At 47.4% G+C, this 11,093-nt stretch carries 8 protein-coding genes; 3 read left to right on the forward strand and 5 right to left on the reverse strand.

All coding sequences use genetic code 11. The features are described from left to right. Window positions 1-196 precede the first annotated feature (196 nt). Entirely contained in the window at window positions 197-490 is a 294-nt protein-coding gene (locus QUB61_RS01185; RefSeq protein WP_333127951.1) for a DUF3288 family protein, read from the forward strand. A 33-nt stretch (window positions 491-523) separates the two neighbouring features. Here the strand turns inward: QUB61_RS01185 and QUB61_RS01190 are convergent, their stop codons facing one another. From QUB61_RS01190 to secA, 4 genes are all read right to left on the reverse strand, one after another. Continuing rightward, window positions 524-1,786, reverse strand: coding sequence for a hypothetical protein (locus QUB61_RS01190; protein ID WP_333127953.1), 1,263 nt, complete (start codon window positions 1,784-1,786; stop codon window positions 524-526). A 133-nt stretch (window positions 1,787-1,919) separates the two neighbouring features. Beyond that, the gene (locus QUB61_RS01195) at window positions 1,920-2,630 is read right to left on the reverse strand and encodes a hypothetical protein (RefSeq protein ID WP_333127955.1); all 711 of its coding nucleotides are present in this window, start codon (window positions 2,628-2,630) and stop codon (window positions 1,920-1,922) included. A 52-nt stretch (window positions 2,631-2,682) separates the two neighbouring features. After that, window positions 2,683-4,110: a tetratricopeptide repeat protein gene (locus tag QUB61_RS01200; protein ID WP_333189776.1), complete on the reverse strand. Its 1,428-nt coding sequence runs from the start codon at window positions 4,108-4,110 to the stop codon at window positions 2,683-2,685. A 323-nt stretch (window positions 4,111-4,433) separates the two neighbouring features. Beyond that, entirely contained in the window at window positions 4,434-7,244 is a 2,811-nt protein-coding gene (gene secA, locus QUB61_RS01205; protein ID WP_333132218.1) for a preprotein translocase subunit SecA, read from the reverse strand. A 1,000-nt stretch (window positions 7,245-8,244) separates the two neighbouring features. Between secA and QUB61_RS01210 the strand changes: the two genes are divergently transcribed. Then, a complete protein-coding gene (locus QUB61_RS01210) occupies window positions 8,245-8,421 on the forward strand; it encodes a bacteriocin (RefSeq protein WP_333132217.1) in 177 nt (58 codons plus the stop codon). A 292-nt stretch (window positions 8,422-8,713) separates the two neighbouring features. On the opposite strand, the gene QUB61_RS01215 is transcribed toward QUB61_RS01210, so the two are convergent. After that, window positions 8,714-8,869 carry a hypothetical protein gene (locus tag QUB61_RS01215; protein ID WP_333132216.1) on the reverse strand — a complete coding sequence of 52 codons (156 nt, stop codon included), beginning with the start codon at window positions 8,867-8,869 and terminating at the stop codon, window positions 8,714-8,716. 248 nt (window positions 8,870-9,117) lie between these two features. Between QUB61_RS01215 and QUB61_RS01220 the strand changes: the two genes are divergently transcribed. Next, complete coding sequence (locus QUB61_RS01220) at window positions 9,118-11,028, forward strand: ABC transporter ATP-binding protein (RefSeq protein WP_333132215.1); 1,911 nt, start codon at window positions 9,118-9,120, stop codon at window positions 11,026-11,028. Window positions 11,029-11,093: the final 65 nt, after the last annotated feature.

The following is an 11,093-nucleotide window of genomic DNA, read 5'->3' on the forward strand; positions in this document are numbered from 1 at the left end:
CTTGACTTTTTCAAGAAGTCGAGGTTTTTGGTATTCTGATGATTGGGGAATATAAATATGTAGTTAAACACAAAAAAGAATCCTAGAAGAACCTGAATTGTAGGGGCGGGTTTTACCAACCATAATAGCCTAAGACTAATAATCTCATAAACCCGCCCGCTCCCATGTAATGTTTATTTCTACCCACTTACTTAATATGGATTCAATAGAAAAAACTCAAGATCAGCAGCATCCGCAATACAAGCGCGATCGAGCCAGTATCGATACTTTATTAGCCTCAGAAGCAACCGACTACAATTTATCGGAATTAGCAAGATTAATAATTCGCTACCGAGGCTTTCCCGGCGCTAGAGATATTCAATCCGACTTAAAAAAAGTCCTGCAACAATGGAATCATACCGAAGAAACTCTTTACGAACAAACCCGAAAAATTCACGCCACAGGTGAAGTTTACAGGCGACAAAAAAGCGATCAAGAAGATTGGGCATAATAATACCAAATTTAATGCGATCGTTTCTTCAAATCACGGATTTCTACTTGTTGATTTAGAAATCTCATTAATGATAAAAGGCAACAATAAAGTAAAGGAAGTAGCACAGAAAGAAATCAGCGCAATAATGGCATCGCGAGGTAAAACCCTATCTAGCCAACTCGCTTGAATTCGGGAAACAGGAAACTCCTTATCTAACCCAATCTGAATCAGTTTCGATTTACCAGAAATGCGGACCTCTAACCCTTCTTGGGGAACAATATTAAGATAGCGGATCAGTTTAATTCCCGGTTCCTCCACCATGAGAAATTGATTTCGCTTGATTTCTCTTTCCTGCTCTGCCATGTGGACTTCACCCTTAAGAATTGTAGAAATAGGTAAGTTATCGTCCTGATTTGATCCTGTTATATCTAAACGCTGAAATTCTACATTTTTTACCTCGATTTTCCCTCTAAACCATTGCTTAGATTCATTGTTTTTGGGTGCAGGTGGTTGCATATAGATAGTAACAGGATCTGCAAAGTTTAATCTTAATTCCTGATTGTTGGGTATCAGAATAAATTCTAACTGCCTTTGTTTTTCTGAATCAATTGGCAATTTGACATTTTTCAATTGATATCCTTCTAAGCTAACTTTCAGGGGTTGATTTCCCAAATTAAGCTGTAATATATTAGTATTAGCTGGTTTTTTTACTGGTGTCAGCGAAAAAGCAAGCTGATTGCGATAGGTATCGTAACTCAGATTATTAACTTTTGTGTCAGGTTGCAGTCGCAGTTCTGTGAATTCTAATTCGCTAGATTGTTTCAGGTTGGCGGGAGCAATTGACCACTTACTTGTGCTATCTATTGGCTCTATTTCTAAGATGGTGAGTTGATTTAATGCGGGCGTAGATTTGCTTTGAATTTTTCCTGTAAAAGTGAGAGTTTGTTTGCCTTCAATTTCTAAACTTTTGATGCCGCGAACGGTATCTAAAAACAGTTTTGGCTCTTTACCAGCGTATGTAAAGCTGATCTCTTCTACGGTGAGATTGCTTTCAAAAATGTGGGTACTCGGTACAAAGGCGGCAAGGGTTAGACCGCTAAAGATTAACAAGAGACCTAAAACAAAAGTGAGTATTTTGTTTGACCATAGATAGGTGGAGAGGGATTTTAAAGTTTTAATCACCCAATTTAACCCCTTTTTTATCCCAGAAATCACCAGCCGTCCTGTGGCAATCAGCTTTTGCCCAATTTTATCTATCTTTATCGCGCTGAGAAAAGCACCAATCTGCTGCTTAATTGTTTGCCTGCGTGCCATGTTTTAATCCTGGGTGATTTTAAGCTGGGAAGCTGCCCAATCTGACCTTTATTATAAAAAAATAGTTTGTAATAAGCTTTTTAGGGCTTCAAGGGCTTCAGTCATTACTACAAAATGAATCCTTGACAAGCATTTAGTTCAGCCATTTAGGATTGTGTTCAAAGACAATTTTCCGATTAATTTTCTCTGTAGGCTTCCCTCGTGGCTCAATTTCCGCCTCAATTTGCAATTCATAGCGGCCGGCGGGGGCATTGCGGCTATCCCAGGTAAAAATCATTTCATTAGCTTGGGCTACCTTGCGGGGGTTGCTGTAGACTTCTTTGGCGTTTTGCAAAATTCTAAAGACAGGGAATTTTACTCGACTGGGACTATAGAAAACAAATTCGTACTGTCCAGAACTTTGCCCTAAAATAACTGGGACGTACACCACTTGTGAACCGAAATTCACTGATGCTAAGGCCCGCAGGCTATTGCTAGGAACCTCCTCTCGCTTGAGAACGTAGCTATCCCATAATAAGGTATAGAATCCGCTATTTTCAGTAAGCGAAGGGTTATCTAATTGATAGTTTTTGTCTAAAGATTGCACTTTCACTTCTGGCTTTCCGCCGCCGTTGATGCCGGGAATTTTCATTGAGACTTGTGCTTGATAGCTGGGGATATTGCGGGTGGCGATGGAAATTAAGCGCAAACTATTGGCGCTAACTGGTTCTCGCTTAATGCCTTCGCAGCGGTTGCCTCGGCGGATGTAGTCGGTGGAACGGAAGTTGCCTTCGGGACAGGCGAGGGCGGGCATTTGGCTGAGGGTGAGGGCAATGACGCTGGCAAATAAAAGTTTGGCGTTCATAATTTCCTTCGTTGACTGGGTAATGCGGTTATCTTAGGCGGCGTTAGCAACCTTATTTAAGGCCCAATGCTCGTAATTTTTCCATAATTACAGGCATGGGATAGGCAAAAGCAAGACCTCCATCAATTTCTACTACAATGCCTAAAATCTGATTTTCTGAATTGATGACTGGGCCGCCGGAGTTGCCCGCTTGGATGGCCGTCCCGGATATTTGCAATTGTTGGCTGTCGTAGCTGCTGATTGTACCCGGTTCTATAGACCAAGGGATGCCCCGCACTGGGTGGCCAATGGCCCGGACAGCCATCTGGCGCTGAATGGGGTTTGAGGAAGTGGGCAAGGGTTTGATATCGTCGGGAAGGGGGTCGGTGACTTCTAAGACGGCGATATCGAGGTTGTCATCGGCAGAAGTCATGCCTAGAACTCTGGCATTTCGCCGCATCCTGAGTTTGTCAGGGGGGGGTTCGCTGAAAAATTCGACTTGAATGTTTTGACCTTGTTTTCCTGTGGCTTGCTCAAAGATAACGTGGCGGTTGGTGATAATTAAGGTGCGGTTGCCGTCTCGCTGGATGACTAAGCCAGTGCCGTACTCGCTTCCCTGTTTCTCGCGGCTGTTGGGAAAATTGGCTGTGACAAGCACGACTGAGCGCAAAATGGGGACGGCGGGTTCGTTTTTGGGCAAGTATTGGCGATCGTCCATGACTTCTGCTTGGGGATTTTGCCGTAGGCTCAACAGCCGTTCTGCTTCTTGGAGGTTGTTGCTGGTAATGGGATAATTGGGGTCTATTTGGAGCGATTTTTTATATTCTTCAATGGCTTGTTCTAAGTTGCCTTGCTGCTGAAGCACTAGCCCTATACCATTGTGAGATAAGGCATGAGTGCTGGCTGGAGGATCGATATTGTCTGGTAGCTTCAGAGCTTGGCCGTAGGCGGCGATCGCTTCTTCTAGTTTCCCCTGGTCACTCAGCGCAATGCCTAGATTGTAGTAAGCAGTGGCATCTTTGGGGTCAAGTTGGATGGCTTGGCCGTAGGCGGCGATCGCTTCTTCTAGTTTCCCTTGGTTATACAGCGCATTGCCCAGACCGTTGTAAGCTGCGGCAGATTTGGGGTCAAGTTGGATGGCTTGGCCGTAGGCGGCGATCGCTTCTTCTAGTTTCCCCTGCCTGCGAAGTACATAGCCTAGAACAAAATAAGTCTGAGCATCACTATTAAGTGCTATAGATTTTCGACAAGCAGCAACAGCATCGTCAAGTTTGTTTTGGTCATCCAGCACGTAGCATAGCTTGTAGTAAGCTTTAGCATTATTTGGCTCAAGTTGAATAATTCTGCGGTAAATAGCTTCAGCTTGCGAGTAATTCTCTGCTTCTTGAGCCGCATTACCCTGTTGAAATAACTCCTCAATCGTTTGAGCCACCGCCAACTGAGGCATCCCAGCCAGAGACAAAGTTAACACCAAAGCGAGTAACCGGAAGGGGGATTTCACAGAGTACAGCCTCAATCTCAAATTTTAGGTAAAAGCAATTACTTTAGTCACTTTAATTATTGTAGCGTCAGCTCCCACAGCCGGAGAAGGCGCGGTTGCTATAAAACTGCAAACCCTTGGAGCAGTTGTCGATGTCATTAGAAATTGATCGATCGCTGCAATAAATTCTTTTTCAGCAAGGCGATCGTTTGTTTGCCTATTATGATTTTAGGGTTAAATCCCCTTAAAACAAAACTTAAAAATGAAAGATTTAATCCTTCATTTTTAAGTTTTAATAGTCAACAATTAACAGTTAACAGTCAACAGTCAACTGTTAACTATTTTCAAACCATCTCCGGCGAAACTTGCATAGCAGGCTGCGGCTGGAACTGGAACAGCGAATAAACCACATTGCGGCGGATATCCGTCATCATGTCCAAAAACAGCTCGTAACCTTCAGTTTTGTACTCGATCAGCGGGTCTTTCTGACCGTAACCGCGCAGCCCTACAGACTCGCGCAAAGCATCCATTTGTTGCAAATGTTCCCGCCACAAAGTATCAATTTGCTGCAAAATAAAGAACCGTTCCGCATCTCGCATCAATTCAGCTCGGATTGCATTAACTTCCGCTTCTTTCATGTCGTAAGCATTGCGAACTTGTTCGTGCAGGAAGGTTTTAACTTCCTCAACGGACAAATCTTCTAGCTGATCCGGTGTCATGTCAGCCAGCAGATAAACAAATTCCTTCACCTTGCTAACAAGTTTGTCGAGTTCCCATTCTTCCGACGGTAAATCGGGATTGATGTATGCTCCCACGATGTCATCCATCGTCTGTTCCGCATATCTAATTACCTGTTCCTTGGAGTCCAAACCTTCCAATACTCGGCGGCGTTCCGCATAGATTGCTCGACGCTGATTGTTCATCACTTCGTCGTATTCAAATACCTGCTTGCGGATATCGTAATAGTAGGTTTCGACTTTTTTCTGAGCGCCTTCGAGGGAACGAGTCAGCATTCCAGATTCGATCGGCATATCTTCCTCAACACCAAAAGCCTTCATCAAACCGGCCACCCGTTCGCCGCCGAAAATCCTGAGCAAATTGTCTTCCAAACTCAAGAAAAACCGGGTAGAACCCGGGTCTCCTTGGCGTCCCGCCCGGCCGCGCAACTGATTGTCGATCCGGCGCGATTCGTGGCGTTCGGTACCGATGACGTGCAAGCCTCCCAACTGCACGACTTCCTCGTGTTCGGTGCTGGTAAAAGCATCGTATTCGCTGCGAGTTAGATTGTAAGCTTCCCGCAATTTTTGAATTACCGGGTCTTTTGTCGGCGCTTTTTCCGAAGCTATAGCCACGATATCATCGGCTTGCAATTCCGAGAGCGATCGCGCGCCGTACTCCTTCACCGCCAATTCCACCGCCTCCACGAGCATTTGTTTGGCATTTTTCGATAACTCCGTCGGGAAAATCTGCGCCGAAGCTTTCCAAGACTTTACCTTTTTCGGAGCAAAACCTTGAGCTGCGGGGCGGCCACCAATACCAGGCACTTGCACCACCGAAAACCCGTCGTCATCCTCGGGTTGCACGATCCGGGGCATAAAATACTCCCGCAACTTGAGGCGCGCCATGTACTCAGAATTACCGCCCAAAATAATATCAGTACCGCGTCCCGCCATGTTTGTCGCGATCGTCACAGCGCCTTTGCGTCCGGCTTGAGCGATAATTTCTGATTCCCGCTCCACGTTTTCCGGTTTAGCATTAAGCAAATTGTGAGGAATTTTCCTCTCCTGCAGCAGCCGCGACAGCAACTCCGACTTTTCCACGCTTGTAGTGCCCACCAGCACAGGCCGACCCATCTCGTGCATTTCCGCGCATTCTTGGGAGATGGCATTCCACTTCCCAGCCTCAGCCTTGTAAACCATATCCGAAAGGTCAGTCCGGCTGGTAATGCGGTTAGTGGGAATCAGCGTCACTTCCAGATTGTAAATCTTCTCAAACTCCGTCTCTTCAGTCTTTGCCGTCCCAGTCATCCCCGACAGCTTCGGATAAAGCAAAAAGAAATTCTGATAAGTAATCGTCGCCAGCGTCTGAGTTTCCGGCTGAATTTCCGCCCGTTCCTTCGCTTCGATCGCCTGGTGCAAACCGTCACTCCAGCGGCGTCCCGGCATCACCCGCCCCGTAAACTCATCCACAATCACGACTTCGCGATCGGGAGTGACGATGTAGTTAATATCCTTAATAAACAATTCCTTCGCCTTAATCGCATTAAAAATGTAATGCGCCCAAGGGTCAGCCGGGTCGTACAAATCCGTAACACCCAACAACCGCTCAGCTTCACCAAAGCCTTCATCGGTCAATAGCACATTCCGAGCCTTTTCGTCAACCTCGTAATGTTCTTCATTGTCTTTTCTCAGAGCAGCAGCTACCTCAGCCGCCCGTATATACTTCTCACTGGGGCGTTCCACCTGGCCGGAAATAATTAAAGGCGTCCGCGCTTCATCAATCAGCACCGAGTCAACCTCGTCAATCACGCAGAAATTAAAAGGACGCTGCACTACATCTTCCATGACAGTAGCCATGTTGTCGCGCAAATAATCAAAGCCGACTTCGCTGTTAGTGGCGTAGGTAATATCGCAGCTATAATTTTTCTTTCGTTCCACCTGATCCATGCCCTGCTGAATCAGTCCCACAGTCAATCCCAGGAAGCGGTGCACCTGTCCCATCCATTCCGCGTCCCGTCTTGCGAGATAATCGTTGACGGTGATGATGTGTACGCCTTTACCGTTGAGGGCGTTGAGGTAAGCCGGCAGCGTCGCCACGAGAGTTTTGCCTTCACCGGTTTTCATTTCGGCAATTTGGCCTTTGTGCAGGATAATGCCCCCGAGGATTTGGACATCAAAGTGGCGCATTCCTAAAACCCGTTGTCCTGCTTCCCGCACCACTGCAAAAGCCTCGGGCAAGATTTCGTCTAGGATTTCTTTCTCTTCGTTGAGAGATTTAGCTTTTGCCAGACGTTCTTTAAACTCCGCCGTTTTGCCTCTGAGGTCGTCGTCTGAGAGTGCGCGGAAGTCTTGTTCCAAGATATTGATATCAGCTACCCAAGGCTGAAATTTTCTAAGTTTGCGCGCGTTGGGGTCGCCTAGCAGATTTTTAAACATGGCAGGAGAGGCAGATTTTTAATAATTTAGCTATTAGCTTTCAGGGTTACGGGCTGTAGTGTTAGCCACAACATATACCCTCCCCGATTGTAGCAACCATTGGCTCTCCTGGGCCGTCGCTGCGGTCGATCGACCGATTTTGGATTTTAGATTTTAGATTTTAGATTGAATAATCGATCGATTTTAGATTTTGGATTTTGGATTTTCGATTGAATAGTTGACCTCTGTTCCCGGTTATTAAGGGGATCGAGGGCTGTAATCGTCAAACAGCAGACCGATCGCATTTTTGGTGAAAAGTCCGGAAGTGCGATCGATCGATTTTAGATTTTCGATTTGGGATTTTAGATTTTATATCAAATCCGGTTAGATCGGAATTATTATCTCTCTCATCTCTTTCTCTGTGTCCTCTGTGCCCTCTGTGGTTTAATCATTCCGATATAACCGGAATTGATATTAGATTGAATAATTGACCTGTGTTCCCGGCTATTAAGCTGATCGAGGGCTGTAATCGTCAAACAGCAGACTGACCGATCGCATTTTTGGTGAAAGTTCCGCAAGTGCGATCGACCGATTTTAGATTTGGGATTTGGGATTTTCGATTGAATAATTGACCTCTGTTCGCGGTTATTAAGGGGATGGAGGGGCCTAATCGTCAAACAGCAGACTGACCGATCGCATTTTTGGGGAAAATTCCGCAAGTGCGATCGGGTTTTAATCGAAAATCGCAAATCGCAAATCGCAAATCGATTGACCTCTGTTCCCGGTTATTAAGGGGTTCGAGGGGCCTAATCCTCAAACAGCAGACTGACCGATCGCATTTTTGGTGAAAGTTCCGCGGCGTTGCTGATTCACGGTATGAATCAACTTTTCGCTTGATGTTACAAAACTCACCCTACATGGCTTATAGCACTTGGGAAATCTTGAATTCATACCTGTATTCAGCAACGCCCGGATTTGAATTGTGCCATCATGGTACCAAACCCATAAGGTAAAAACTCTCATGAGCAAGAAAACCTTGATGACCCAAGCGAACGGTTCCGGCAACCGCCTCACTATCCAAGACCTGCCTGTTGAGTTGGCTGAAATGTCGGAAAAAGACCTTCAACAGGTTGTTGGGGGCATTATTATCGGTATCAAGACTTGGGAAATTCGCAGCTTCTTCATACGGACTATATAACGTCCTCTAGATCCTTGTATTGGGTCAGAATATTCGCTTATTGTGACCCAGCGCTTGAAACCACTACAGCTTCAGGCGTTGCTGATTCACGGTATGAATCAACTTTTCGCTTGATGTTACAGAACTCACCCTACTTGGCTTATAGCACTTGGGAAATCTTGAATTCATACCTGTATTCAGCAACGCCAGTTCCGCAAGTGCGATCGATCGATTTTCGATTTTCGATTTGGGATTTTCGATTGAATAATTGACCTCTGTTCCCGGTTATTAAGGGGATTGAGGGCTGTAATCGTCAAACAGCAGACTGACCGAAAACAGCAGGTTGACCGATCGCATTTTTGGGGAAAATTCCGCAAGTGCGATCGAGCGATTTTCGATTTGGGATTTTAGATTGAATAATTGACTTCTGTTCCCGGTTATTAAGGGGTTCGAGGTGCGATCGGGTCAACTTTGCGCTCGCTTTCGGGAAAGCAACGCTTACGCATCACACCAGCCTGCAAAGCGATCTCGCTTGCTATTTAGCTACCCTTGAACAAGGAAACTATACTTAAATCTTGCACCAGTCGAATAATCTCACATTTCATCTGCCCTGCTTGAAAACAGGGGTGAAAACCCAAAGTTGATTTCTGGTCTCTGTAACCCTGGTGAAATTTCCCAATTGGTGCATTGTCCTGCTTAGAGTCACCCAGCACATCCATGACTTTTCCACTCAAAGCACGTTTGAAGAGCCAGAAGAATTCACCAAAAATGGTGAGGCCGTTAATTAACCAACATTGGTTGCTGCGGATCGTCCTGCGCTCCATTTCTTACTTCCGCAAAGACTTATGGCTGATCGTCACGCTCTTGCTTTTGATCGGGGCATCGGTGCTTTGCAACCTTCTCAACGCCTGGCCGATGGCGATTCTAGTCGATACGGTTTTGTCACCAACTCCGAAATCCAACTGGATTCATACGCTGTTTCTTGCCCCGTTCGGTGAAGGCACGCTGAACCGAATTTTCGGAATGGCCTTCGTCGCGACGATCGTCAGAGTCCTGAGCGATACCGTCATCATGCTCCGTAAGATGTTGAACTACCGCATCGAGTACAACGGAACCTTTCGTGTCCGCACCGAACTCTACGACAAAATGCAGGCGCTTAGCCTCGGCTGGCACGGTTCCCGATCGCAGGGTGACGCAATCTATCGGTTGAGCTACGACAGCCTCGGACCCTGGGGGGTGATCGATACGCTGATTGGCTCCACTGCCGCATCGGTGACGCTGACGGCGATGATCTGGATCATGCTGTCGCGCCACGTCCTTCTCACGGTGTTTGCACTTTCGTTCACGCCGCTTCTAATACTGGCGAATTGGTACTTCGAGGAAAGGATTAGGCGTCGAGCCCTCGAGTCGAAGCAGGTCGATGCGGTTATGACTTCAACCATGCAGCAAGCTATAGAGTCGATCGGGCTGATTCAGTCCTTCGGGCGAGAAGCAACGGAGTCGCGGCGCTTCGCAGGGGCGGTCGATCGCAGCGTCAATGCCTCCATGCGGCTCCATTGGCAAGAGAACCTCTATCCGCTAGCGGTTCAGGTAGTCTTTGGTCTGGGAAGCGGGGTAATCTTAGGCTACGGCGGATACCTAGTCTATCGCGACCAGTTCTTGCGTCCGGTGCCGGACGGCGTGACCATAGGCGATCTGATCGTATTCATGGCGTACCTCAATCAGTTCTGGGACCCGATCGGTTGGGTGTTGGGGTTCACTACTAAGATCCAGACGTTCGTAGCTGCCTGCGAGCGCGTTTTTACGGTGATCGACGAGCCTCCTGCGATCGCAGACGCGCCTGATGCGCGATCGCTTCCCGTCCATCCCCGCACACTAGAACTTTCCGACGTGAGCTTCGAGTACAACTCTGGGCAACCCGTCTTGCGGAACATCAGTGCTAGTATCGAGCCGGGTCAGATGGTGGCGTTTTTGGGCCCTAGCGGGACGGGAAAGAGCACGCTGCTCAATCTTTTGCCGCGCTTCTACGACCCGACATCGGGCAGCGTCCTCCTCGACGGTGTTGACCTCCGCACCCTTAAGCTGGCCGACGTTCGCAAACACATGGCGCTCGTCTCGCAAGGCAGCCCGCTCTTCCCCGGAACGATCGCAGAGAATATCGCCTACGGTCGCCCGGATGCTCTGTTCCAGGAAATTCGGGAGGCGGCGGTCGAATCCGGGGCTGCCGAGTTCATCGAAACCTTGCCGGAGCAGTATGATACTTTAATCGCTGAGGGCGGTAAGAACCTCTCGGGCGGACAGCGACAGCGTCTAGCTATCGCGCGGGCGCTCGTGACTAACGCTCCCATTCTCATCCTCGACGAACCCACGAATGCGCTGGACTTGAAGCACGAGCAGTGGGTCGTAGAGACGCTGCAACGTCTGCGCCGCAAAAGAACTATCATCTTGGTCACGCACCGACTCGAAACTGCCGTGGACTGCGATCGGATTTTTGTGATGCAGGAGGGCGAGATTGTGGAGTCTGGTACCCACGCCGAACTCCTTACCCAACAGGGACTCTACTACCGAATGTTGGGCTACGGTACAGTAAAATCAACAGGACTTACGCACAAACCCAGCATAGAGTAGGGGCACGACATGGCGAACTTATCTGACTCTTTTCAAAGGATTTTAGATTTTAGATTTTAGATTTT

The sequence above is a fragment of the Microcoleus sp. C2D2 genome (assembly GCF_036702495.1).
Taxonomy (GTDB): Bacteria; Cyanobacteriota; Cyanobacteriia; order Cyanobacteriales; family Microcoleaceae; genus Microcoleus.